A 23,962-nucleotide genomic window follows, 5' to 3' on the forward strand; every position below is an offset into this window, starting at 1 on the left:
CCCGGCCACCGCGGCGTCGACCTCGCCGCCGACCCGGGCCCGCCGGGTAGACGCTGTGCCCCGGTTCGGCGGCGAGGTCGACGCCGCGGTGGCCGGGGGACCAGCGTTGGGCGGGGGGTTCGAAGCCGCGCAGCACCTGGACCGGGGGGTCCACCGGCCAGCGCCAACGGCCTTCCGGCGCGGGTGCGGCCAGGGCGGTTCGCGGCGTGAGGAGGGGGAAGAGCAGGAGCGTGAGGATCAGTGACAGTGCCCAGAGACGGGGGTCGGTCATGATTCCAGGGTGCGGGTCGCGGCCCCGCTCCGCCAGAGCCGGACGGAGCCTGTGGACGACGCGTTCCGGCCCTGAGATCCCCCTGCGCACAGTGTTGTTCCGGGGTGTGCCCGGTGGAGGATAGAATCATGTCCGGCCCACACGGGTCGAACCACAATACGCACGCCCACCTGCCTCCCTCGGGAGGGTCTGTGCCCACGGTCCACGCCGCCTCGCGCGGTGTGGTGGTACGGGCGGGGCGTCAGGTACAACCGACGGCGGAACCCGCGTTCCGCCACCGCTGAGGAGGACCAGGTCATGGCCACAGTCGTGACGATTCGCCAGCTCCTGGAGAGCGGCGTCCACTTCGGGCACCAGACCCGTCGCTGGAACCCGAAGATGAAGCGCTTCATCTTCACCGAGCGCAACGGCATCTACATCATCGACCTTCAGAAGTCGCTGGCGTACATCGACCGTGCCTACGAGTTCGTCAAGCAGACGGTCGCCCACGGTGGCACCATCCTGTTCGTCGGCACCAAGAAGCAGGCGCAGGAGGCCATCGACGAGCAGGCTCGCCGCGTCGGCATGCCGTTCGTCAACCAGCGTTGGCTGGGCGGCATGCTCACCAACTTCTCCACCGTCCACAAGCGGCTCCAGCGCCTCAAGGAGCTGGAGGAGATCGACTTCGACGACGTCGCCGGTTCCTCGCTCACCAAGAAGGAGCTGCTGAACCTTCGCCGTGAGAAGGAGAAGCTGGAGCGCACCCTCGGTGGTATCCGCGACATGTCCCGCGTGCCCAGCGCCGTGTGGATCGTGGACACCAAGAAGGAGCACATCGCGATCAGCGAGGCTCGCAAGCTGAACATCCCGGTCGTCGCGATCCTCGACACCAACTGCGACCCGGACGAGGTCGACTACCCGATCCCGGGTAACGACGACGCCATCCGCAGTGTCAGCCTGCTGACCCGCGTGGTCGCCGACGCCGTCGCCGACGGTCTGATGGTCCGCTCCGGTGCCGCCGGCGCGACCGAGGAGAAGGCCGCCGAGGAGCCCATGCCCGAGTGGGAGCGCGAGCTCCTCGAAGGCAAGACCGAGGCCGCCGAGGCCGCCGCCGAGCAGGCTCCGGACGAGACCGCCACCAAGGCTCCGGCCGACGAGGTCGCCGCCGAGGCTCCGGCCGAGGCCACCGCCGAGGAGTCCCCGGTCGACGCTCCGGAGAAGGCCCCCGAGGCTCCCGAGGCCCCCGCCGAGTAGTCAGCGGTCCGCCGCTGAACGACCCAACGGTGCGTACCGACGCCTGAGCGCCGCCTCGCCCCCTGCGGGGGCGGGGCGGCCCGCGCGGTGTCCGCCCGGGACGGTCCACTTCCAGATCAGACTTCACTTTCGAGGGAATTCGAGAACAGTCATGGCGAACTTCACCGCCGCGGACGTCAAGAAGCTGCGCGACATGACCGGCGCGGGCATGATGGACTGCAAGAAGGCGCTGACCGAGGCCGACGGCGACTTCGACAAGGCCGTCGAGGCCCTGCGCATCAAGGGCGCCAAGTCCGTCGACAAGCGCGCGGACCGCACCGCCGCCCAGGGCACCGTCGTGCTGCGCAGTCAGGGCGAGGGCAAGGCCACCCTGATCGAGCTCAACTGCGAGACCGACTTCGTCGCCAAGAACGCCCAGTTCATCGAGCTGGCCGACCAGGTCGCCGACTTCGTCGCCGCGCAGGACAGTGGCGACCTCGCCACCGTCGCCGCCGCCGAGATCGAGCCGGGCAAGAGCCTGCAGGCCTACATCGAGGGCAAGAGCGCCATCATCGGCGAGAAGCTCGAGTTCCGCCGTCTGGCCAAGTTCGACGGCGCCTTCGTCGCCAGCTACCTGCACAAGTCCGACCCGGACCTGCCCCCGACCATGGGCGTCCTGGTCGAGCTGGACCAGGTGAACGAGGAGGTCGGCAAGGACCTCGCTCAGCAGATCGCCGCGCTGTCCCCGCAGTACGTCGGCAAGGACGAGGTTCCCGAGGACGTCGTCGCCAACGAGCGTCGCATCGCCGAGGAGACCACCCGCGAGGAGGGCAAGCCCGAGCAGGCGATCCCCAAGATCGTCGAGGGTCGCCTCAACGGCTTCTTCAAGGAGGTCACCCTTCTGGGACAGCCCTTCGTCAAGGAGAACAAGAAGACCGTCCAGAAGGTCGTCGACGAGGCGGGCGTGACCGTCAAGCGTTTCGTGCGCTTCAAGGTCGGCCAGGCCTAGGGGTTTTGACATGATGGAAGTGCCGGGGAGACTGTTTCTCCCCGGCACTTTCGGTGGATATGGGTGGATTTCGGGCGGGGCGCGTCCGATCCACCCGCAGCAGGAGCACTCGGGGGACCCTGTGCCGCTCGGGAACAACAAGGGAGGCCGCAGGCCGTGTCGAAGAACGAAGCCATGAGCACCGAAATCGCGATGCACGACTCCGGATGGAAGCGTGTCATGCTCAAGCTCTCGGGGGAGGCGTTCGCGGGCGGCGGCGGGCTGGGCATCGAACCCGAGGTCGTTCAGTACGTGGCCGAGTCCATCGCCGAGGCGGTCTCCGAGGGCATCCAGGTCGCCGTGGTCGTCGGCGGCGGCAACATGTTCCGCGGCGCGCAGCTCACCGAGGGTGGCATCGAGCGCGGCCGCGCCGACTACATGGGCATGCTCGGCACCGTCATCAACTGCCTCGCCCTCCAGGACTTCCTCGAGCGCCTGGGCGTGGACACGCGTGTGCAGACCGCGATCCACATGAGCCAGGTCGCCGAGGCCTACATCCCGCGTCGGGCCGTGCGTCACCTGGAGAAGGGCCGTGTGGTCATCTTCGGCGCCGGTCTCGGTGCGCCCTTCTTCTCCACGGACACCACCGCCGCCCAGCGCGCACTGGAGATCGGCGCCCAGGCGGTCCTCAAGGGCACCCAGGTCGACGGGGTCTACGACTCCGACCCGCAGCGTAACTCGGACGCGGTCAAGTTCGACAAGCTCAACTACAACGAGGTCCTCACCCGCGGCCTCAAGGTCATGGACGCCACCGCGGTCAGCCTGTGCATGGACAACGGGCTGCCCATCGTCGTCTTCGACCTCATGAGCCAGGGCAACATCCTGCGGGCCGTCCGCGGTGAGAAGATCGGCACCATCGTCGGTCCGACGTCCGACTGACGAGGGCGGGTCGACCCGCCCAGTGGCGTGGCCGCGGCCACGCATCCCAAGCCACGAACACCCAGCCGAGAATCCGGGAGTGTCCACAATGATCGAAGAAACCCTCCTCGAGGCCGAGGAGAAGATGGAGAAGGCCGTGACCGTGGCGAAGGAGGACTTCGCGACGATCCGTACCGGCCGTCCCACCCCGGCCACCTTCAACAAGATCACCGTCGACTACTACGGTGCCCGCACGCCGATCAACCAGCTGGCCTCCTTCTCGGTCCCCGAACCGCGGATGGTCGTCATCTCGCCGTTCGACGTCAGCGCGCGCACCGAGATCATCAACGCGATCCGCAACAGCGACCTGGGCGTCAACCCGTCCGACGACGGTCAGGTCATCCGCGTGATCTTCCCGGACCTGTCCGAGGAGCGTCGCAAGGAGTACGTGAAGGTCGCGCGCACCAAGGCCGAGGACAGCAAGGTCTCCATCCGCAACGTCCGTCGTCGCGCCAAGGACAGCTTCGAGAAGGGTGTCAAGGCCGGAGATCTGGGCGAGGACGAGGCCCACCGCGCCCAGGCCGAGCTGGACGAGCTCGCGCACAAGCACGTCGCCGCCATCGACGAACTGCTCAAGCACAAGGAAGCGGAACTCCTCGAGGTTTAGCCGGTGACCCATCCTTCGAACGGCTCCGGAGGCGATGACCACTCGCCGGAGCACAGACCCGACGACAGTACCCGTCCGGAGACGGACACGGCCGCCGGTCAGCGCTTCGTGCTGAACAAGCCGGGGGGTGGGCCGGTCAAGACCGGTCGCAACCTCCCGGTGGCCATCGCCAGCGGGTGCGCCCTCGGCGCACTCGTCTTCTTCTCGATCTTCCCCTGGCCTCAGCTGTTCACCATCATCACCTCGCTCGGGGTGCTGATCGGGCTCCGCGAACTCAACCGCGCCTTCGGCGGCAAGGGCATGACCCTCGCCGTGGTCCCGCTGGCCGTGGGCGGCGTCGCGATGCAGGCCGGAGCCTATTTCGGTGGTGCCGACTGGTTGGTGGGCATCGCCGCCCTCACCGCCATCTCCTGCCTGGTCTGGCGGTTGCGGGGAGGGGCGGAGGGGTTCGTCGCCGACGCGTCGGCGAACCTGTTCACCCTGGTGTACCTGCCGTTCCTGCTGGCCACCTGGATGCTGCTCATCGCCCATCCCGAGGACGGGCAGTACCGCCTCGTGGCGTTCATCGTCGTGACGATCTCCAGTGACATCGGCGGCTACTTCGCCGGGATCCTGCTGGGTCGGCACAAAATGGCGCCGGTGATCAGCCCGAACAAGACCTGGGAGGGCTTCAGCGGCTCCGTGGTGGCCTGTGCGGTGGCGGGCGCCCTGTGCGTCACCCTCATGCTCGACGGCCCCTGGTGGGTCGGCGTGATCCTGGGGCTGGCCGTGGTGCTGGCGGCCACGGTCGGTGACCTCATCGAGTCGCTGTTCAAGCGCGACCTGGGGGTCAAGGACATGGGCCGGTTCATGCCGGGCCACGGCGGTCTGATGGACCGTATCGACTCGCTTCTCATCGCCGGTCCGGTGGTCTGGATCGTGCTGAGCCTGCTGCTGCCCTGAGGGCGGTGTTCGACCGAAGGGGCCCCTGGCCTCGTGGGGTCCGGTGACACGACCGGGCACCTCGAGACCGGGGCCCTTCGTCGTCTCCCCGCACGCTCACCCGGGTGCGGGGGTGCCCGATCCGAGAACGGGTCGATACGCTCGACGCGTGGAAGAACCGCTGATCGCACGCATGCGCACCTACGGCGAGACCATCTTCGCCGAGATGACGCGCCTCGCAGTCGAGACCGAATCCGTCAACCTGGGACAGGGTTTCCCCGACACCGACGGGCCACGGAGCCTGCTGGAGAACGCCTCCCGGAACATCCTGGAGGGGGTGAACCAGTACCCGCCCGGGCCGGGCCGCCCCGAGCTGCGCCGAGCGGTGAGCCGCTACCGCTCCCGCCACTACGGTCTGGACTTCGACCCCGACACCGAGGTCTACGTCACCGTCGGTGCCACCGCCGGGATCGCGGCGTCCCTGTTGGCGCTGGTGGATCACGGGGACGAGGTCATCGTCTTCGAGCCGATGTACGACTCCTACGCCGCCATGATCTCGCTCGCGGGAGGCGTGCGACGCTCCGTGGCGCTGCGCCGTGACGCCGCGACCGGACGCTTCACCTTCGACCCCGCCGAGCTGCGCGCCGCCGTCACGCCGCGCACGCGGCTCATCATGGTGAACTCTCCGCACAACCCGACCGGCACGGTCTTCACCGCGGCCGAGCTGGAGGAGATCGCCTCCCTGTGCCGGGAGCACGACCTCATCGCGGTCACCGACGAGGTGTACGAGTTCCTCACCTTCGACGACCACCGGCACATCCCCCTGGCCACACTGGCGGGCATGCGCGAGCGCACCCTGTCGATCTCGTCGGTGGGCAAGACGTTCGCCGTCACCGCGTGGAAGACCGGCTGGGTGAGCGGCCCCGAGCCGCTGGTCCGGGCGGTGCGCACGGTCAACCAGTTCCTCACCTTCTCCGCCAACGGCGCCCTGCAGTTGGCCATCGCCGACGCCCTCGACAACGAGGACGCGTGGGTCGAGGAGCAGCGCGCGGCGCTCCAGGGCAAGCGCGACCGCCTCGCCGCGGGTTTGATCGGAGCCGGGTTCGACGTCGACATGTCCGAGGGCACGTACTTCCTCATGGCCGACATCCGACCACTCGGCTACGAGGACGGCGAGGACGTCGCCCGCGCGCTGCCCCGTGAGGCCGGGGTGGCGGCCGTGCCGGCCAAGGTGTTCTACGACCACGAGGACGAGGGGCGCCACCTGGTGCGTTTCGCCTTCTGTAAGCGCGACAAGGTGCTCGACGAGGCGGTGGCGCGGCTCGACCGCTGGCGGTCCGAGAAGGGGTGACCTCGGTGGGGTCGTCGCCGCGGCGACGACCCCACCGGAACGCACCGCCGGGCCGCTCCGCTCCCGCCGGATCGGTCCCGCCGGCGTGCGTGGTGGCCTCACCCGTCCCTGCCGCGCTCCGGGTCCTCGTGGGGTGGGGGAGGGGCCGGACGACGTCCCCGTGCGGTCCGTCGGGGTCCCGGAGCCCGCCCGAACCCGGGGGTGGTGTGCCGTCCGCCCGGTCCCGCGGGGTGCGCGTCAGGCCAGGTGCTCGTCCAGGAAGACGTCGATGGCGTGCCTGGTGATCTGGCTCGCGAACCCGCCCCAGTTGAGGTCGAACATGTGCTCGGTCCAGGGCAACTCCAGGTGGTGGTGGGGGACACCCGCCCCGCTGAGACGGTCGACGAAACGGCGGTTGTCCTCGGGATCGACGAACAGGTCGTGCCCGGCGGTGATCACCAGGGTCGGGGGCGACTGCGGGCCGACCGACCGGATCGGTGACAGGGCCTCGTACTCGTCCGGGTAATCCTCCGGTGGGCCGCCCACCATGGCCTCGCTGCTCTCCAGTAGTTCGTCGCCCACGGGGGAGTGACGCTGGCGCCAGGGGATCGCGGGGGCGTCGGGGGTGCCGTCGGTCACCGAGTACCAGGCGACGACGGCGGTCACCTCCGGAACCTCGGTCTCACAGGAGGGCGGTGTGTCGTCGGTGTAGGTGGCCAGGAGCGCCAACAGGCCGCCGGCGGACTGGCCGGTCACCGCGATCCGCTCCGGGTCGCCCCCGTGTTCGGCGGCGTGCTCGCCCACCCAACCGAGCGCGCAGCGGACGTCCGCCACCGACTCCTCCCAGGCACCGTCGGGGAAGAAGCGGTAGTCGACGTCGAACACCACCCGGTCGCCGTCGGCCAGCCACGTGTCCCAGCGCGGCAACAGGCTCTGGGGCAGGTCGTCGGCGCCGCCGTGGATGTTGACCACGACCGGCAGGGGGTCGTCGGCGGGGACGGCGGGTGTCCACACGTCCAGTTCCAGGGGTGTGTCCGCGACCCGGTGGTAGGTCAGGGTCGTCGGTTCCCGGTCGGTGGTGGTGGACAGCCCCGCGGTGTAGGCGGCCGGACTCAACGGTGCGCCCTCGTCGCGTGCGGTGCTCCACAGGGCCACCGACGGCACCAGGGCCAGGACCAGCAGCAGCGCGTTGACGACCGCCAGCGCCCCTCCCCACCGGCCCCGGGCGAACGACCCGACCAGGAGTCCGAGCAGCGCGGGCAGGGCCAGGAACAGCGAGAACTCCAGGACGAGCAACGCGTACTGCCACGCCTCCCAGGAGGGCGGTGGCGACAGGACCAGGGCCAGGGAGGCGATCCCGGGCAGGGCACAGAGCCCGGAGAACACCAGAAGTGTGCGGCGGAGCAGGGGAGGGGGCACGGCGACATCCTTTCGATACGTTCGTATCGATACGAACGTATCAGAATCCGACCCTGTGCGAGAATGACGGTGTGCCGAAGGTCGTGGACAGACAGAACCGTCGCCGGAGCGTGGCCGAGGCGATCCACCGCATCGCCGCCCGCGGGGGGCTCGAAGAGGTCAGTGTCCGGATGGTGGCCACCGAGGCGGGGCTGTCCGTCGGAGCCGTCCAACGCGCGTTCCCCACCAAGAACGACCTGCTCCGGTTCGCCCTGGACACCTCCGTCGACGAGGTCGCCGCCCGCTTCTCCCGCATCCGGATCGGCCCGGAGCTACTGACGTTCGCCGAAGGACTGCGCGCCGTCCTCGTGGACCTGCTGCCCACGGACGAGCGCCGCCGGGCCCAGATCCGCATCTGGGCCGCCTACTACGCCCGCGCGGCCGTCGACCCGGAGTTCGCGAAGGTGCTCGCCGACCTGGACACCCGGTCGCGCGCGAACCTGACCGCCGCCCTCACCTACGCCCGTGACCAGGGTGAACTCACCTCGGGGCAGGACATCGACGCCCTGGTCGAACTGCTCATGGTCATCATCGACGGTCTCTGGCTCACGTGCGCCCGTCTGCCCGAGGGCACCGACCTGAGCGGCCCGCGCGCGGCGATCGACGCCGCCGTCGCCCTGGTCTCGGCGCGCTGAACCGTCCTCGCGGGTCATCCCGACGCCCCCGACCGTTCCCGGGGCCGTTCCGGGTGGTGGATGAGGATCGTGGTCATCGGACGCCGAGGGCGACCGGCGGGAGGAACGCCATGACCACCGAGCACGACCGGAACCACGTCGGCGTCCCCGAACCGGCGCGCTCGCCGCACCGCCGGCGGAGGCCCGGGGCCTCAGGGCCGCATGAAGGGCAGGGCCCTGGGCGTTCCGGGGGAACGTCCAGGGCCCTGGTCGGTGGCTCAGCGCTGGGGTTCGAACCAGACCGCGCCGAGCGGGGGCAGGGTGATCTCCGCGGAGAACGGCTGCCCGTGCCACTCCTGGGCCTGGGCCTCCACCGTGGTGGGAGCCGCGTGCCCCGAACCGCCGAAGCGCGGCTCGTCGGAGTTGAGCACCGCGTTCCAGCGGCCCTCGACCGGCAGACCGATCCGCCAGTCCGAGCGGGGCACCGGTGAGAAGTTCACCGCGCACACCAGCATCGATCCGTCCTCGCCCCGACGCAGGTGGCTCAGGGTGTTGCCCTCGTGGTCACCGCCGTCCAGCCAGACGAACCCGGCCGGGTCGGTGTCCAGCGACCACAGCGCCGCGCGCGGTCGGTAGGCGTCGTTGAGCGCCTTGACCAGCTGCTGCACGCCCGCGTGGTGGTCGTACTGCAGCAGCCACCACGGCACGCCCTGCTCGTGCGACCACTCGTCGCCCTGGGCGATCTCGCCGCCCATGAACAGCAGCTGCTTGCCCGGGTGCGACCACATGAAGGACAACAGGGCCCGCAGGTTCGCCGCCCGCTGCCACTCGTCGCCGGGGGCCTTGTTGTACAACGACTGCTTACCGTGCACCACCTCGTCGTGCGACAGCGGCAGGACGTAGTTCTCGCTGTAGGCGTACACCATCGAGAACGTGATGTCGTTGTGGTGGTACTTGCGGTGGATCGGTTCCTTCTTCACGTACTCCAGGGAGTCGTGCATCCACCCCATGTTCCACTTGAGCCCGAAACCGAGGCCACCGTGCTCCACCGGGGTCGTCACCCCCGTGTACGCGGTGGACTCCTCAGCGATCATCGCCACGTCGGGGTTGCGCCGGTACACCGTGGTGTTGAGGTCCTTGAGGAAGTCGATCGCCTCCAGGTTCTCCCGGCCGCCGAACGCGTTCGGCTCCCAGGCGCCGGAGTCGCGCGAGTAGTCGAGGTAGATCATCGAGGCGACCGCGTCCACCCGCAGTCCGTCGATGTGGAACTCCTCCAACCAGTACAGAGCGTTGGCGACGAGGAAGTTGCGCACCTCGGTCCGCCCGTAGTTGAAGATCAGCGTGCCCCAGTCGGGGTGCTCGCCCCGGCGCGGGTCGGGGTGCTCGTACAGGGCGCTGCCGTCGAAGTCGGCCAGCGCCCAGGAGTCCTTGGGGAAATGCGCCGGCACCCAGTCCAGGAGCACACCGATGTCCGCCCGGTGCAACGCGTCCACCAGGTGCCGGAACTCGTCCGGGGACCCGAACCGCGGGGTGGGCGCGTAGTAGGAGGTGACCTGGTACCCCCACGAACCGTCGAAGGGGTGCCCGGCCACCGGCAGGAACTCCACGTGGGTGAAGCCCATCTCGGAGACGTAGGACACCAGCTGTTCGGCCAGGTCGACGTAGGACAGGCCCGGGCGCCAGGAGCCCAGGTGCACCTCGTAGACGCTCATGGGGGCCCGGTGGGGTTCCAGGCCCTTGCGCTCGGCCATCCACTGTTCGTCGGTCCACACGTGGTCGGAGACGGTGACGACCGAGGCCGTGGCCGGCGGCACCTGGGTGCGGCGGGCCATGGGGTCGGCCTTGTCCCGCCAGTGTCCGTCGGAACCGAGGATCTGGAACTTGTACAGGGCGCCGTCGCCGACTCCGGGGACGAACAGTTCCCACACGCCGGAGGAGCCCAGACTGCGCATCGGGTGGGCGAGCCCGCTCCAGTAGTTGAAGTCGCCGATGACCCGGACCCCGCGCGCGGCGGGGGCCCAGACCGCGAACCGGGTCCCGGCCGCGTCGTCCGGCGCCCCGTCCGGGGCGGTGACGTGAGAGCCCAGGGCACGCCACAGTTCCTCGTGACGCCCCTCACCGATCAGGTGCAGGTCCAGCTCCCCGAGCGTGGGGGCGAAGCGGTAGGAATCGGCCTGCACCAGTTCCGGGCCGTCCTCGTAGCGGACCGCGATCCGGTAGTCGTCGACCTTCTTCGGGAGGCGGGCCGCGAACACGCCGCGGTGACGGTGCGGCAGCGCGACCCGGGTGCCGTCGGGAAGGACGACGTGCGCCTCGACCGCTCCGGGACGCAGGACCCGAAGGTCGCGTCCGTGCAGGCCGAGGACGGAGTGCGGGTCGTGGTGGCGGCCGTCCACCACACGGTCGAGTTCCTCGACCAGGGTCTCCGCGAGTCCCGCCGGGGTGCGCGTCCGACGGGTCGTCTTCCCCTCCGTCGCCTTCTTCGGGGCGGCCTTCGCCCCGTTCCCGCCGGCGGCCTTCCCCGGCGCCGTCCCGGTGGCCGCGGCCGTGGCGGAGGCCTTCGCCGTCTTCGCGGTCTTCGTGGTCTTCTTCCCGGTCGACGTCCTCTTCGCCGCCGTGGGCTCCGCCGCCGGCTCGTCGGCGGTCGCGGACTTCTTCGTCGTACGCGGTGACAATGCGACTCCGTGATGACTCGTGGTGGTCGGATGAGCGGGGAGTTCGGTGAAACTCTGGTCCGGCGGGGAAGAACGAGGTGGCCGCCGTGCGCGAACGGCGGCCACCGGGGACTCAGCCGGGCACCGGAGGCGCGCCGGCCGCTGTGGCGATGGACTCCAGCGGTACCCGCAGCCAGTCGGGGCGGTTGTGCGCCTCGTACAGGACCTCGTAGACCGCCTTGTCGAACTCGAAGGCGCGCAGCACCGTCAGGTGCTTGTCCGGGTCGGCGCCGCCGCCGTCGGCGTAACCGCGGCAGAACGCGTCCCGGTTGCGGCGGACCCAGTCGCGCGCCGCCCACGTCAGCTCCGGGTCGTGCGGCCGCCCGACCAGCAGGTAGCCGGCCGCGTAGTCGAAGGAGCGCAGCATGCCCGCCACGTCCCGCAGCGGGCTGGACAGCCGTTGGCGCTCGCGCACCGGCACCGTGGGTTCGCCCTCGAAGTCCAGCAGGACCCAGCCGGAGTCGGGGCGGATGACCTGCCCCAGGTGGTAGTCGCCGTGGATCCGCTGGATCGGCAGGGGCTCGTCCACCTTGGCGAAGTCGGCGTACGCCTCCATCACGCGGGGCGCGTGCTCGGCCAGCTCCGGTACCTCGGCGGAGGCCATCGCCAGGCGTTCCACCATGGCGTCGGCCAGTTCGGCCGTCGACGCGGGTGAGAGCACGTCGGTGGGCAGGGCCCGGGCCAGCGAACTGTGCACCTGCGCGGTGGTGTGCCCCAGCCGCGCCGCCTCGTCACCGAAGTCGGCGTCCTCGCCCTCCAACAGCCTGCGCACGTTCTCCGTGGCCAGCAACCAGCCGTCGGTGGCGTCCGGGACGAACGTCTGCAGCAACGCCAACGTGGTGGGCGTGGTGTGCCCGGACAGGTCGGCCTCGATCCACCCGCACGGGCGCGCCACGTAGGGCGAGCCCGACAACGCCATGTTCAGCTCCAGGTCCGGGTTGCGCCCGGGCCAGAGCCTGCGGAAGGTCTTGAGCACGTAGTCGCGCCCGTACACCAGGGAGGTGTTGGACTGTTCACCGGTCAGGAGCCGGCCCTCACCGCACGGCCGTACCTCGGCGCCCGGCAGGGTGCGGAACCGCACCCGACCCCGTCGTCCGCCCTCCTCACCCGAGGTGAACCGTTCCAGGAGCAGTGCCGTGAGTTGGGGGTCGTGCGCGGCGTCGTACACCACACGTGGTCGTCCGCCCGCGACCGGGCACACGCCGATGGCGGAGCGTGCCAGGTGGGGCGGCAGCGAGCGCGGCGGACGCGACCCGAGCAACACCTGGTACCGCGAGTTGGTGCCGCGCTGCCCCGCCTGGACGACGAGCACGTTGAGGTCGGGCCCACCGGGACCGGCCGAGACCAGGGTGTACCTGCTCTCGATCCGGACCCGTCGGATCGGGATCCCCTTGCCGGAGAACCATCGTTGTCGGGGTAGCCAGACTGCCAGGAGTTCTTCGAGCTGCGACATGTCAGAGAGGCCTGGTTTCCTTCCCGCCCCCGCCGTGGCCCGCTCCGGCGGGCCGGTGGGTGACTGTGGCGCGGTGGCCGGTGTCGAAGGTGTCCGGTGTGCTCAGCCCCGCCGCCGGGAGCCCGTACGAGGGCACGCCCTCGCGAGCCTCGGGCTCGGTCGCGGACGTGGGGTCCGCCGGCAGCTGGAACCAGTAGAAGCCGTGACCGGGGAGGGTGAGCAGATACGGCAGCTCACCGATCTCCGGGAACCGGACGCCGCCCACGCACTCCACCGGGCCGACCCCGGCGTAGCGTGACAGGTCCAGCTCCACGGGCTGGGGGAACCTGGACAGGTTGTTGACGCAGAGCATGCGGTCGTCGCCGTGCTCACGGATGAACGCCAACACGCTCGGGTTGGTGGCGTTGAGCTCGGTGAACTCCCCGGTGCCGAACACGGGGTGCCGTTTGCGGATCTGGATCATCCTGCGCGTCCAGTTCAGCAGCGACCCGGGGTTCTCCCGCTGGGACTCGACGTTGAGGGCCTGGTAGCCGTAGACCGGGTCGAGGATCAACGGCAGGTACAGACGGGCGGGGTCGCCGCGGGAGAACCCCGCGTTGCGGTCGGCGTTCCACTGCATCGGGGTGCGCACGGCGTCGCGGTCGCCCAGCCAGATGTTGTCGCCCATGCCGATCTCGTCGCCGTAGTACAGCACCGGGGAACCCGGCAGGGAGAGCAGCAGCGCGGTGAACAGCTCGATCTGGTTGCGGTCGTTGTCCAACAGGGGCGCGAGCCGCCGTCGGATCCCCACGTTCGCGCGCATGCGGGGTTCCTTGGCGTACTCGGAGTACATGTAGTCGCGCTCCTCGTCGGTGACCATCTCCAGGGTCAGCTCGTCGTGGTTGCGCAGGAAGATCGCCCACTGACAGTTGCGGGGGATCTCCGGGGTCTGGGCGAGGATCTCCGAGATCGGGAAGCGCTGTTCCTGTCGGACCGCCATGAACATCCGCGGCATCAACGGGAAGTGGAAGTTCATGTGGCACTCGTCGCCGCCGGACTCGAAGTCGCCGAAGTAGTCGACGACCTCCGACGGCCACTGGTTGGCCTCGCTCAGCAGCACCCGGTCCGGGTAGAGGCGGTCCACCTCGGCGCGGACCCGCTTGAGGAACTCGTGCGTCTCCTTGAGGTTCTCGCAGTTGGTGCCCTCGCGCTCGTACAGGTACGGCACGGCGTCCAGTCGGAACCCGTCGATGCCCAGGTCCAGCCAGTAGCGCAGGACCTCCAGGATCGCCTCTTGGACCGCGGGGTTCTCGAAGTTCAGGTCCGGCTGGTGGGAGAAGAACCGGTGCCAGTAGTACTGGCCGCGAACCTCGTCGTAGGTCCAGTTCGAGGTCTCGGTGTCGACGAAGATGATGCGCGCCTCGTCGTAGCGGTCGTCGGTGTCCGACCACACGTAGAAGTCGCCGTAGGGTCCGTCCGGATCCTCGCGCGAGGCCTGGAACCACGGGTGCTGGTCGCTGGTGTGGTTCATGACCAGGTCGGTGATGACCCGGATGCCGCGTCGGTGCGCCTCGTCGAGGAGTCGCACGAAGTCGGCGGTGTTGCCGAACTCGGGAAGGATCTTGAAGTAGTCCGAGATGTCGTATCCGCCGTCGCGCAGCGGGGACTCGTACATCGGCAGCAGCCAGACGCAGTCGATGCCGAGCCACTGGAGGTAGTCCAGTTTCTGCACCAGCCCGGCGAGGTCGCCGGTGCCGTCGCCGTTGGAGTCGAAGAACCCCCGTGCGAGTACCTCGTAGAAGACGGCGTGCTTGAACCAGTGAGGGTCACTGGTACCACCCGAGGACATGAGCGGACCGGTGGCGGCCCCGGTGGCCGGCGCGAGCGGGCCGTGTTCGGCGTGCTCGGTGAACCCGGGCCCGGACTCGTCGTTGCTCATTTACTGCTCCCACCCAAAATGTTCGACATCGGATCAACGGGCGTTCGGGGTCGGGAGGGTGGTGGTGCCTGGACCGTCGCCCCCCGGGTCCCCGTCCCGCTATCTGCCGCTGATGGTGAACACGTGTGCGGTTCCGTTCGCCGGGTCGAGCCGGACGTAGTTGTCCGCTCGCCAGGTGTAGGAACGGCCGGTCAGCTCGTCGGTCACCTTGAGGTCCTCCTCCCACATGCGGCCGATCGACGGCAGGTCGAGGCGCACCGTGGCCTCGTGGGCGTGGTGCGGGTCCAGGTTGACGACGACGATGACGGCGTCGTCGGGTTCACCGGGCGCGCCGGGTCGGTGCTTGGAGAAGCAGACGATCTCCGGCCGGTCCACGTGGTGGAACCGCAGGTTGCGCAGCTCGCGCAGGGACGGGTGGGCCCGGCGCAGCTCGTTGAGCCGGGTGATGAGCGGGGCGATGGTCGCGCCGGAGGCGGCGGCCCCGGCCCAGTCGCGCGGGCGGTACTCGTACTTCTCCGAGTGCAGGTACTCCTCGCTGCCGGGCGCGGCGGGGGTGTTCTCGCACAGTTCGAAGCCGGAGTAGATCCCCCAGGTGGGCGAGAGCGTCGCGGCCAGGACCGCGCGCGCCTCGAACGCGGGCCGACCACCGTGCTGGAGGTAGGCGTTGAGGATGTCGGGGGTGTTGGCGAAGAAGTTGGGCCGCAGGTAGTGCGCGGTCTCCCGGCTGAGCTCGGTGAGGTACTCGGTGAGCTCGTCCTTGCCGTTGCGCCAGGTGAAGTAGGTGTAGGACTGGTGGAAGCCGACCTTGGCCAGGGCGCGCATCATCGCGGGGCGGGTGAAGGCCTCGGCCAGGAAGAGCACGTCGGGGTCGGTGGCGGCGACGTCGGCGAGCAGACGCTCCCAGAACACGACCGGCTTGGTGTGCGGGTTGTCCACGCGGAAGATCCGCACCCCGTGGTCCATCCAGTGGCGCACCACGCGCAGGATCTCCGCGTACAGACCCTCGAAGTCGTGGTCGAAGCAGAGCGGGTAGATGTCCTGGTACTTCTTCGGCGGGTTCTCGGCGTAGGCGATGGTGCCGTCGGCGCGCGTCGTGAACCACTCCGGGTGCTCGGTGACCCAGGGGTGGTCGGGGGAGCACTGGAGGGCCAGGTCCAGGGCGATCTCCAGGCCGTGGGTGGAGGCCTCGGCGACGAAGGCGTCGAAGTCGGCGAGGGTGCCCAGATCCGGGTGGACGGCGTCGTGCCCCCCGTCGGCCGACCCGATGGCCCACACCGAACCGGGATCACCGGGCGCGGGGCTCAGGGTGTTGTCGCGTCCCTTGCGGTGCGCGACGCCGACCGGGTGGATGGGCGGCAGGTACACCACGTCGAAGCCCATGTCGGCGATGGCGGGTAGTCGCTTGGCGGCGGTGGCGAAGGTGCCGGACAGCTCCCGGCCGGGCGCCCTGTCGACCTGGGCGCCCTCCGAACGCGGGAAGAACTCGTACCAGGAGCCGAACAGGGCGCGCTCGCGGTGCACGGCGACCTTGATCCGCCGGGATCGGGTGACGAGTTCGCGGATCGGGTTCTGTTCCATGGCGGCGAGGACCTCGTCCGTGACGGCGGTCTCGAAACGTGCCAGGGGCGGCAGGGAGGTGTCGCGCAGGACGCCGGCGGCCACGGTCAGCGCCGGGTCGCGCGGGGTCCGACGGCCCGCCCGGGCGAGCAGGCGGGCGCCCTCCTCCAGGACCAGATCGGTGTCGGAGTCGAGGGGGAGCTTCACGCGGGCGACGTGGAGCCAGGTGCTGAAGGGGTCGCTCCAGGACTCGACGGAGAAGGACCACCGGCCCTCGGAGGGCAGGCTGATCTCCGCCTCGTAGCGGTCGGTCCCCGGTGCCCGCTCGCGCAGGGGAACGAGGCCCTGGCGGCGTCCCGTGGGGGAGTGCACGACGACGCCCGCGGCGAGGGAGTCGTGGCCCTCGCGAATCACGGTCGCTTCGACGGTGAAGCGTTCTCCGGGCACGGCTTTCACCGGGCCGAGATCGTTGTCTGGAGAGATATCGAGGATGGGCAGGCGTCCGATCACTGGCTACACCGTAATTGTCGTGGTTCGGGCGTTATAGGGCAGCACGTACTGACTCACGTGCAGAAATCATCGGAATGTCATCCAACGCAAGACGGAGTTAACGAAGTACGGGATCAGAAACTGTCCGGATTGCGGCTTCGGTGCCCTGCGCTGTCTATGGTCAGCCCTCTCATGGGGTTTGGCAGAGTGTCGAGGCCGGATAATTTCTGTGATTCTCGTCACACTCGCCCCGTCGGTATGGGCCGGGTATTCGCCGGGTTTCACCCTGCAAAACATCGCAAAGCAGGCAAGTCGCCCTAGGGGATGCGGGGGTCTCCATGGTCGATTTCAGATGTCTCTTCAGTAAAAATCCGAAAATTCTTACCGCATGTTGTCGGTGGCTCCGAGATGGGTAGGGATGACCGAATGCACGCCGAGCGCGGGCGACTCTATTCCGGACATCCCCATGTGTCCGTTGCGCCCCTTGGGAATCACTTGTCACACCTTCGGTCGAAGCGACAAGATCACATTCGACTTTGTTGTGTGTCTCGTCTTGATGTCGAGAGGAATGCCGAACGGTTTCTAGTGAAGAGACTGCTCTGGTCGACCTGTGGTGGTTCGTGTGGCTTTGCCAGGGATTGAGTAATCTTTTCGATGACACGCCCGATATGGCGCAGTTCTCTTTGCGTGGTCCCTGCGAGGGTGGTCGACGGAGTGCCCATCACCTCACGGTGGGCGGTGCACGGTCGAGGGGGCGACGTGACGGAGTCCAACCGGAGTGGTCGGTTCGGGGAGCGGGCCCGAGCCCTGTTCAGGGATGGAGCCGCGAGGTTGGAGGGGGACCCCGCGCAGGACCGGCGCGAGGCGCTCCTGCGCCTGTCGGGCCTCAGCGCCATCGCCGGGTTGCTCTGCGCGGCGCTGGTCCTGCCCTGGGTCGGCAGCACCGGCCTCGTGGCCCGGGACGCCGCCGCCGGCTTCATGGCCCTGCCGGGCGACCTCGACGTCCCGAACCTGTCGTCCCGAGTCCTGCTCACCGACGATGACGGTGAGTCCTTCGCCGAGGTCGCCGAGCGCGAGCGCGACGTGGTCCCCCTCGACGAGATGAGCCCCTGGCTCCCGTCGGCCCTGATGGCGGTCGAAGACGACCGTTTCTACGAGCACAACGGCCTCGACCTGCGCGGTGTCCTGCGCGCCGCCGCCCGCACCGCGCAGGGTGACATGCAGGGCGGTTCCACCATCACCCAGCAGTACGTCAAGAACCTCCTCATCGAATCCGCCGAAACCGAGGAGGAGGTCGAGGAGGCGAGCGCCCGGACGCTCGGCCGCAAGCTCACCGAACTGCGCTACGCCATCGACATCGAGGACCGCTACAGCAAGGACGAGATCATCGAGGGCTACCTCAACCTGTCCTACTTCGGGGCCGGCGCGCACGGCGTGGAGGTCGCCGCCCAGCGGTACTTCTCGACGTCCGCCGCCGACCTGGACCCCGGGCAGGCCGCCACGCTCGCCGGTCTGGTCCGCGCGCCTTCGCTCTACGACCCCATCAACAACCCGGACCAGGCCCAGGAGCGTCGCGACCTCGTTCTGGACCGAATGGTCGACACCGGAGTCCTCGACCCGGAGCAGGCCGCCGAGCACAAGGAGAAGGACCTGGGTGTGGACCCCGGCCCGCGCGGCGGCAGCTGTGCCGAGAGCGACTACCCGTTCTACTGCGACTACGTGATGCGCTGGCTCGCCGAGTCCGAACTGCTGGGTGATACCCCCGAAGAGCGCGAACAGCGCATCTCCCAGGGCGGACTCACCGTCCAGACCGGCCTGGACCGCGCGGCGCAGGACGCTGCCGAGGCCGCCATCGACGAGCGGGTCCCGCACACGGACTCCACGAAGTTCTCCGCCCAGGCCATGATCGAGCCCGGTTCCGGCCGGGTGCGCGCCCTGGCCCAGAACCTGCGCTACGGCTTCGACGACGAGGCGGTCGGCACCACCTCGATCAACCTGGCCGTGGACCAGGCCGACGGTGGATCCGGCGGTTATCAGGCCGGCTCGACCTTCAAGGCGTTCACTCTGGCCGCCGCCCTCGACGAGGGCCTGGGGTACGACACCGATTTCGACTCGCCCAAGACCATGTCGGTCGGCAGCATGTCCAACTGCGACGGCGCCTCCATGTCCTCGTGGAGCGTGCGCAACGCCGGGGAGAGCGACGACGGCGAGCACAACATGATCAGCGGGACCAAGGGCTCGGTGAACACCTACTTCGCGCAGTTGCAGAGACGGGTCGGGCTGTGCGACACCTCCGAGATGGCCGTAAAGGCCGGGGTGCACCGCGCCGACGGTGGCGATCTGGGCGTGTGGAGCTCCTTCACCCTCGGCGACCAGGAGGTCTCGCCGCTCAACGTGGCCAACTCCTATGCGACCTTCGCCGCCCGCGGCGTGCGCTGTGAGCCGCGCCCGGTCCGCGCCATCACCGACGAGGACACCGACGAACGGGTCACTACCGAGTCGGACTGCGAACAGGTCATCGAGCAGCGGACCGCCGACGGCGTCAACCACCTGCTCCAGCAGACCTTCGACGGCGGGACCGCCAACGGTCTGGACATCGGCCGACCTGTCGCCGGCAAGACCGGCACCACCGACAACGCCGCCTACGCGTGGTTCGCCGGCCACACGCCGAACCTCGCCTCGGCGGTGGTCGTGGGTGACGTGCGGGGCGGTGAGCAGTACCCGCTCCAGGGCGTGACCATCGGGGGGCGCTACTACGGCACCGTCTACGGGGGCACCCTGCCCGGTCCCATCTGGCAGGAGAGCATGCGCGGCGCCACCGCCGACCTGCCCTCCGAGAGCTTCGCGGAGTCGCCCGGTGCCTTCGGCGATCCGAAGGCCGAGCCGCCCGGGTCCGACGACTCCGACTCGGATTCAGACTCCGATTCGGACTCCGACTCGGACACGGATTCCGACTCGGACACGGATTCCGACTCCGGGACCTAGCGGTTGCCGGAGGGGCGAGGGCCGGCGGGCCCCGCCTCGCCCCGGGGCGCCGTGGAGCCGGGCCGAGCGGCGCCACCGAGCGGCACCGCGAGGTGGGGATCGGCGCCTGGTCGGTGCGCCCTCGGGGCGTCGGAGCCGGAACGCCCGCAGAAGGCGTCGCGCCGTGTCCGCCTCGGGCCGCCGGCGTGCGCGCACGCGTTCCCGACACCGGCCGGGGCGGAGCGCGAGGGCCCGGAGATCATGGTGCGCGCGACGGTCCCCGCGCCGGTCCGGCCAAGGATGGCGGGGATAACCCGGGAGGAAACATCCCAGGCTCGTCCTTGTTGGCGCATAATGGAGACGAACCGACAGGGGAGCGCGTGAGCGCTGAGAGTGCGGCCCGGGGCCGCAGACCCTTACACACCTGATCCGGGTCATGCCGGCGAAGGAAGTCGTGAGAACCCGTCACCGCGACGCTCGACGGCGCGCGTGGCGCTCTTGGCCGCATTCCCCCTCGTCACCTCGACGAAGGGACCACTGACGTATGGGTACCGACACCGAACCTCCGAGCGCCGGAGGGGCGCGCGGGTTCCCGACCCGCATCGGCGACCGGCTCCGCGAACTCCGGAACTGGCGCACCGTGGACATCGTCGTCGCCGCCGTCATCGGCGTCGCGGTGGGCGTGGTGTTCTGGCTCTGGGGCATCGTCTGGACGGTCACCGGGCCGTTGTTCGTGCTCTTCCCACCCGCCCAGGCCCTCATCTACGGTGTGTGGCTGCTTCCGGGCGTCCTCGGCGGGCTCATCGTCCGCCTGCCGGGCGCGGCCGTGCTCACCTCCATCACGGCCGCCTCGGTCTCGGCCCTGCTGGGCTCCCAGTGGGGGGTCACCGTGGTCATGGAGGGCGCGCTGCAGGGTCTGCTCCCCGAACTGGTCTTTCTGCTCTTCCTCTACCGCCGGTGGGGCATGGGCGTGGCCGTCCTGGCCGGCATGGCCGCCGGGTTGTCCCCCGCCGTGCGTGACGTCGTCGTCTACTACCCCACCTGGCCCCTGACCCACCAGCTCGTCTACGGTGCGTGCATCCTGGTCAGCGGCGCGCTCATCGCGGGTGTGGGCGGACGCCTGCTCACCTCCGCCCTGGCCAGGGCCGGCGCGCTCACCCCCTTCCCGTCGGCCAGGGGCTGATCCGTGGCCGTCCCGAACGCGCGCGGCGCGCGTGTGGAACTCTCCGGTTGGGGATGGAAGCACGCGGGCCGCGCCACCCACGCGCTGCGCGGCGTCGACCTCGTCATCGAGCCGGGCGAACGGGTCCTGCTGCTGGGGGCCTCCGGCGCGGGCAAGTCCACACTGCTGCACTCCCTGGCCGGGCTCACCGGTGCCTCCGGCGCGATCAGCGGTGACGAGGAGGGCGTGCTCCGGGTCGACGGACGACCCGCCTCGCGCGGTCGTGGAGGGGTCGGACTCGTGAGCCAGGACCCCGAGACCCAGGTCGTGATGGCGCGCGCCGGCGACGACGTGGCGTTCGGGCCGGAGAACCTGGGCGTGCCGCGGGAGGAGATCCGGCCCAGGGTGGAGAACGCCCTGGACGCGGTGGGTTTCCCCTACGGTCTCGGGCATCCCACCGGCGCCCTGTCCGGTGGTGAGAAACAGCGACTGGTCGTCGCCGGCGCGTTGGCGATGCGCCCCCGGCTGCTGCTGTTGGACGAACCCACCGCCAACCTCGACCCGGCCGGCGCCGCCCTGGTCCGGGACCTGTTGACCCGTCTGCTCTCCGAGACCGAGGCGACGCTCGTTCTCGTGGAGCACCGGGTCGCCGACGTCGTGGACCTGGTGGATCGGGTGGTGGTGCTCGCGCCCGGTGGCGGTGTGATCGCGGACGGTCCGCCGACGGCGGTGTTCTCCACCCACGGTCGTGCCCTGGCCGACCAGGGAGTGTGGGTCCCCGGTGAGGAACCCGAACCGGACCCGGCCCCGGCGCCCGGTGGGTCGCCCCGGCTGGCCGCGGAGGGCGTCGTGGCGCGCACCCCCTTCTCGCCGGGCGTGCGCGCCGCCGAGCCGCGCGTCGTTCTGGAGGACGTGGACCTCGTCGTGAGCGCGGGGGAGGCGACCGCCCTCACCGGGCCCAACGGGGCCGGCAAGTCCACGCTGCTCATGCTCTTGGCGGGACTGGCCAAGCCCCACCGCGGTCGGGTGGTGCCACGGGGGCCGCTGGTCGCGACGGACCGGCGTCCCCTGGTGCGGTGGCCCGCCCGACGGTTGGCCCGGCACGTGGGCACCGTGTTCCAGCACGCCGAGGACCAGTTCGTCACGTCCACCGTGCGCGACGAGCTGCGCTTCGCCCCGCACCGGGCCGGGCTGGGCGCGGCCGAGACCGACGCCTGGGTGGGCGAACTCATGGAACGTCTGCGCCTGAACACGCTGGCCGACGTGCATCCGTACACCCTCTCCGGCGGTGAGAAGCGCCGTCTGTCCGTGGCCACCGCGCTCAGTTCCGGTCCGGCGCACGCCCCCGACGTCCTGGCCCTGGACGAACCCACTTTCGGGCAGGACACCCGCACCTGGAGCGAGCTGGTGGAGCTCCTGGGCGACCTGCGCGCCCAGGGTCGGGCCGTCACGATGGCCACCCACGACCGGTTGCTCCTGCGCCATCTGACGGACGTGCGCGTGCACGTGGCGGACGGTCGTGTCCTGACCGCGAGCCCGCACAAGGAGGACGTGTGAGCACCCACGATCGAGGCGCGGCCGGTGCGGGCGACCTGCTCACCCTGGACACCACCGACACCCGCCACCGGCTCACCGCGCTCAACCCGGCGGCCAAACTCATCGCCGCTCTGATCATCGGTATCGGTCTGGTGCCCGCCGTGGACGCCGTCACCGGTGGGATCGTGCTGGCCGTCGTGCTGGTGTGCGTGCCGTTCAGCGGGGTGGACCGCCGCACCCTGATCCTCCTCTCCGGCCCCTTCCTGCTCATGGGTCTGTCCAGCGCCGCGGTCAACTACCTGTACGGCGAGCAGGGACTGGAGGGCGCCATCGGGGTGGCCGTGCGCCTGTTGGCGATCGCCCTGCCCGGCCTGCTCGCCGCGCTGACCAGCGACCCCACCGAGATGGCCGACGGGCTCGTGCAGCGCCTCAAAGTGCCCGAGCGCCCCGCCATGGGCGTCCTCGCGGCCCTGCGTCTCATCCCGTTGCTGGCCGACCAGTGGCGCACCATCACCCTCGCGCGACGGGCCCGTGGGCTGGAGGCCGGCTATGACCCGGTGCGGGTGGTGCGCCTGTTCTTCGGCCGGATCTTCGCCCTGTTGGTGCGCTCGGTACGGACGGGAACCCTGCTGGCCACCGCCATGGACGCGCGGGGCTTCGGCACCGGACCGCGCAGTCACGCCCGCGTCAGCCGCTGGCGCGCCGCCGACACCCTCCTGCTCGTGGCGACCGTGCTGCTCCTGGCCGGTGCCTACGCGCTCTCGGCCCGGCTGGGGACCCTGGTGCTGCTCTTCTCCTGACCCGGGTGGTTAGGTGACAAGCGACACTGACGTCGAAACGAAGAGGTGGACAACGTGGGCGAGTTCGTTCGCGTGGAGAGCGACCCGGAGAATCCCGCGGTCGCCGTGATCCGCATCGACCGACCGAAGGCGCTGAACGCGCTGAACGGGCGGGTCACCGAGGAGATCGCCGAGGCGGCAGCCCGGGTGTCGGTGGACGACTCCGTGCGCGCCGTGGTGCTGTACGGGGGTGAGCGCGCCTTCGTGGCGGGGGCCGACATCAAGGAGATGGCCGAGCTCACCCACGCGGCGATGCTGGAGTACTCGCGTGCTCTGCAGAACGCCCTGACCGCCGTGGCTCGCATCCCCAAGCCCGTCGTGGCGGCGATCAGTGGGTACGCGCTCGGCGGCGGTTGCGAGTTGGCGCTGTGCGCCGACTTCCGGGTCGCGGGTGTGAAGGCCCGACTCGGTCAGCCCGAGATCCTGCTCGGCGTCATCCCGGGCGCCGGCGGTACCCAGCGTCTGCCTCGCCTGGTGGGCCCCGCCAAGGCGAAGGACCTGGTGTTCACCGGTCGGCAGGTACGCGCGGAGGAGGCCGAGAGGATCGGCCTCGTGGACCGGGTCGTCGCCGACGAGGAGGTGTACTCGGCCGCGGTCGCCCTCGTCGCCGCCTACGCCGATGGTCCGGCCGTGGCGCTCGCCGCGGCGAAGGAGGCCATCGATCGGGGGCTGGAGACCGACCTCGACACCGGGCTGGAGATCGAGCGACTTCACTTCTCGGGTCTCTTCTCCACCGAGGACCAGAAGGCGGGCATGCGCAGCTTCGTCGAGGAGGGTCCGGGGAAGGCGACCTTCAGCGGTCGCTGAGGCGCGTCGACACTGGTCGGGGCGGGGTGCGCCGGAACGCCCAGCCGGCGCCCCGTCCCGCGCCCGCTCTTCCTTTTGTATCGTTTTGCGCCGACAATGGTCCTTCGCTCGCCTCGGCGGTGACGGGGGATCGGGGGTGGTCGT

General features: G+C 69.9%; 18 protein-coding genes, 1 pseudogene and 1 riboswitch. Of the genes and pseudogenes, 13 read left to right on the forward strand and 6 right to left on the reverse strand.

Annotated elements, in window-relative coordinates; translation table 11 throughout:
* A pseudogene (locus DSY14_RS11440) lies at positions 1 to 271 on the reverse strand (M23 family peptidase); the annotation flags it as partial.
* A gap of 297 nt (positions 272 to 568) precedes the next feature.
* Here DSY14_RS11440 and rpsB point away from each other — a divergent pair.
* The 6 genes from rpsB (at position 569) to DSY14_RS11470 (ending at position 6,328) form a co-directional block, all read left to right on the forward strand.
* A complete protein-coding gene (rpsB, locus tag DSY14_RS11445) occupies positions 569 to 1,504 on the forward strand; it encodes a 30S ribosomal protein S2 (protein WP_211716487.1) in 936 nt (311 codons plus the stop codon).
* A gap of 151 nt (positions 1,505 to 1,655) precedes the next feature.
* Positions 1,656 to 2,492 (forward strand): translation elongation factor Ts, encoded by an 837-nt coding sequence (gene tsf / locus DSY14_RS11450; RefSeq protein ID WP_211716488.1) that lies wholly within the window; start codon positions 1,656 to 1,658, stop codon positions 2,490 to 2,492.
* Between the two features lie 174 nt (positions 2,493 to 2,666).
* Complete coding sequence (pyrH, locus tag DSY14_RS11455; RefSeq protein WP_211716489.1) at positions 2,667 to 3,410, forward strand: UMP kinase; 744 nt, start codon at positions 2,667 to 2,669, stop codon at positions 3,408 to 3,410.
* A gap of 88 nt (positions 3,411 to 3,498) precedes the next feature.
* Positions 3,499 to 4,056 (forward strand): ribosome recycling factor, encoded by a 558-nt coding sequence (frr, locus tag DSY14_RS11460; RefSeq protein ID WP_211716490.1) that lies wholly within the window; start codon positions 3,499 to 3,501, stop codon positions 4,054 to 4,056.
* Positions 4,057 to 4,059: 3 nt separating this feature from the next.
* Positions 4,060 to 4,998: a phosphatidate cytidylyltransferase gene (locus DSY14_RS11465; protein ID WP_211716491.1), complete on the forward strand. Its 939-nt coding sequence runs from the start codon at positions 4,060 to 4,062 to the stop codon at positions 4,996 to 4,998.
* A 148-nt stretch (positions 4,999 to 5,146) separates the two neighbouring features.
* On the forward strand, positions 5,147 to 6,328 hold the full coding sequence (locus DSY14_RS11470; protein ID WP_211716492.1) for a pyridoxal phosphate-dependent aminotransferase: 1,182 nt from the start codon (positions 5,147 to 5,149) through the stop codon (positions 6,326 to 6,328).
* Between the two features lie 237 nt (positions 6,329 to 6,565).
* Here the strand turns inward: DSY14_RS11470 and DSY14_RS11475 are convergent, their stop codons facing one another.
* Positions 6,566 to 7,726, reverse strand: coding sequence for an alpha/beta hydrolase (locus DSY14_RS11475; protein WP_211716493.1), 1,161 nt, complete (start codon positions 7,724 to 7,726; stop codon positions 6,566 to 6,568).
* A gap of 71 nt (positions 7,727 to 7,797) precedes the next feature.
* Here DSY14_RS11475 and DSY14_RS11480 point away from each other — a divergent pair, with 71 nt between their 5' ends.
* Positions 7,798 to 8,400, forward strand: coding sequence for a TetR/AcrR family transcriptional regulator (locus DSY14_RS11480; protein WP_211716494.1), 603 nt, complete (start codon positions 7,798 to 7,800; stop codon positions 8,398 to 8,400).
* A gap of 257 nt (positions 8,401 to 8,657) precedes the next feature.
* Here DSY14_RS11480 and glgB read toward each other — a convergent pair whose 3' ends face one another.
* Positions 8,658 to 10,799 carry a 1,4-alpha-glucan branching protein GlgB gene (glgB, locus tag DSY14_RS11485; RefSeq protein WP_374224003.1) on the reverse strand — a complete coding sequence of 714 codons (2,142 nt, stop codon included), beginning with the start codon at positions 10,797 to 10,799 and terminating at the stop codon, positions 8,658 to 8,660.
* A 22-nt stretch (positions 10,800 to 10,821) separates the two neighbouring features.
* Between glgB and DSY14_RS29440 the strand changes: the two genes are divergently transcribed.
* The gene (locus tag DSY14_RS29440) at positions 10,822 to 11,067 is read left to right on the forward strand and encodes a hypothetical protein (protein ID WP_211716495.1); all 246 of its coding nucleotides are present in this window, start codon (positions 10,822 to 10,824) and stop codon (positions 11,065 to 11,067) included.
* A 99-nt stretch (positions 11,068 to 11,166) separates the two neighbouring features.
* Here DSY14_RS29440 and DSY14_RS11495 read toward each other — a convergent pair whose 3' ends face one another.
* From DSY14_RS11495 to DSY14_RS11505, 3 genes are all read right to left on the reverse strand, one after another.
* A complete protein-coding gene (locus tag DSY14_RS11495; RefSeq protein ID WP_211716496.1) occupies positions 11,167 to 12,546 on the reverse strand; it encodes a phosphotransferase in 1,380 nt (459 codons plus the stop codon).
* Between the two features lies 1 nt (position 12,547).
* Entirely contained in the window at positions 12,548 to 14,464 is a 1,917-nt protein-coding gene (gene treS / locus DSY14_RS11500) for a maltose alpha-D-glucosyltransferase (protein ID WP_211716497.1), read from the reverse strand.
* A gap of 99 nt (positions 14,465 to 14,563) precedes the next feature.
* Positions 14,564 to 16,531 carry an alpha-1,4-glucan--maltose-1-phosphate maltosyltransferase gene (locus DSY14_RS11505; RefSeq protein ID WP_211716498.1) on the reverse strand — a complete coding sequence of 656 codons (1,968 nt, stop codon included), beginning with the start codon at positions 16,529 to 16,531 and terminating at the stop codon, positions 14,564 to 14,566.
* Positions 16,532 to 17,269: 738 nt separating this feature from the next.
* On the opposite strand from DSY14_RS11505, the gene DSY14_RS11510 reads away from it, so the two are divergent.
* The 5 genes from DSY14_RS11510 (at position 17,270) to DSY14_RS11530 (ending at position 23,818) form a co-directional block, all read left to right on the forward strand.
* Entirely contained in the window at positions 17,270 to 19,495 is a 2,226-nt protein-coding gene (locus DSY14_RS11510) for a transglycosylase domain-containing protein (RefSeq protein ID WP_374224002.1), read from the forward strand.
* Between the two features lie 339 nt (positions 19,496 to 19,834).
* Positions 19,835 to 19,942: riboswitch (TPP riboswitch) on the forward strand.
* Positions 19,943 to 20,018: 76 nt separating this feature from the next.
* Positions 20,019 to 20,657 carry an ECF transporter S component gene (locus DSY14_RS11515; RefSeq protein ID WP_211716500.1) on the forward strand — a complete coding sequence of 213 codons (639 nt, stop codon included), beginning with the start codon at positions 20,019 to 20,021 and terminating at the stop codon, positions 20,655 to 20,657.
* Between the two features lie 3 nt (positions 20,658 to 20,660).
* Positions 20,661 to 22,193 (forward strand): ABC transporter ATP-binding protein, encoded by a 1,533-nt coding sequence (locus DSY14_RS11520; protein ID WP_211716501.1) that lies wholly within the window; start codon positions 20,661 to 20,663, stop codon positions 22,191 to 22,193.
* Positions 22,190 to 22,972, forward strand: a complete 783-nt coding sequence (locus DSY14_RS11525) for an energy-coupling factor transporter transmembrane component T (protein ID WP_211716502.1) — start codon at positions 22,190 to 22,192, stop codon at positions 22,970 to 22,972. Before DSY14_RS11520 ends, DSY14_RS11525 begins: the two co-directional genes overlap by 4 nt.
* A 45-nt stretch (positions 22,973 to 23,017) precedes the next feature.
* Positions 23,018 to 23,818: an enoyl-CoA hydratase/isomerase family protein gene (locus tag DSY14_RS11530; protein ID WP_211716503.1), complete on the forward strand. Its 801-nt coding sequence runs from the start codon at positions 23,018 to 23,020 to the stop codon at positions 23,816 to 23,818.
* The last annotated feature ends 144 nt before the right edge of the window (positions 23,819 to 23,962 follow it).

Source organism: Nocardiopsis sp. MG754419 (assembly GCF_018207095.1).
Taxonomy (GTDB): domain Bacteria; phylum Actinomycetota; class Actinomycetes; order Streptosporangiales; family Streptosporangiaceae; genus Nocardiopsis.

Bases quoted from the DNA above. Each gene is read 5' to 3' on its own strand.
- DSY14_RS11495 (WP_211716496.1), bottom strand. From the start codon at position 12,546: ATGTCGCAGCTCGAAGAACTCCTGGCAGTCTGGCTACCCCGACAACGA.
- tsf (WP_211716488.1), top strand. From the start codon at position 1,656: ATGGCGAACTTCACCGCCGCGGACGTCAAGAAGCTGCGCGACATGACC.
- frr (WP_211716490.1), top strand. From the start codon at position 3,499: ATGATCGAAGAAACCCTCCTCGAGGCCGAGGAGAAGATGGAGAAGGCC.
- DSY14_RS11515 (WP_211716500.1), top strand. From the start codon at position 20,019: ATGGGTACCGACACCGAACCTCCGAGCGCCGGAGGGGCGCGCGGGTTC.
- pyrH (WP_211716489.1), top strand. From the start codon at position 2,667: ATGAGCACCGAAATCGCGATGCACGACTCCGGATGGAAGCGTGTCATG.
- treS (WP_211716497.1), bottom strand. From the start codon at position 14,464: ATGAGCAACGACGAGTCCGGGCCCGGGTTCACCGAGCACGCCGAACAC.
- rpsB (WP_211716487.1), top strand. From the start codon at position 569: ATGGCCACAGTCGTGACGATTCGCCAGCTCCTGGAGAGCGGCGTCCAC.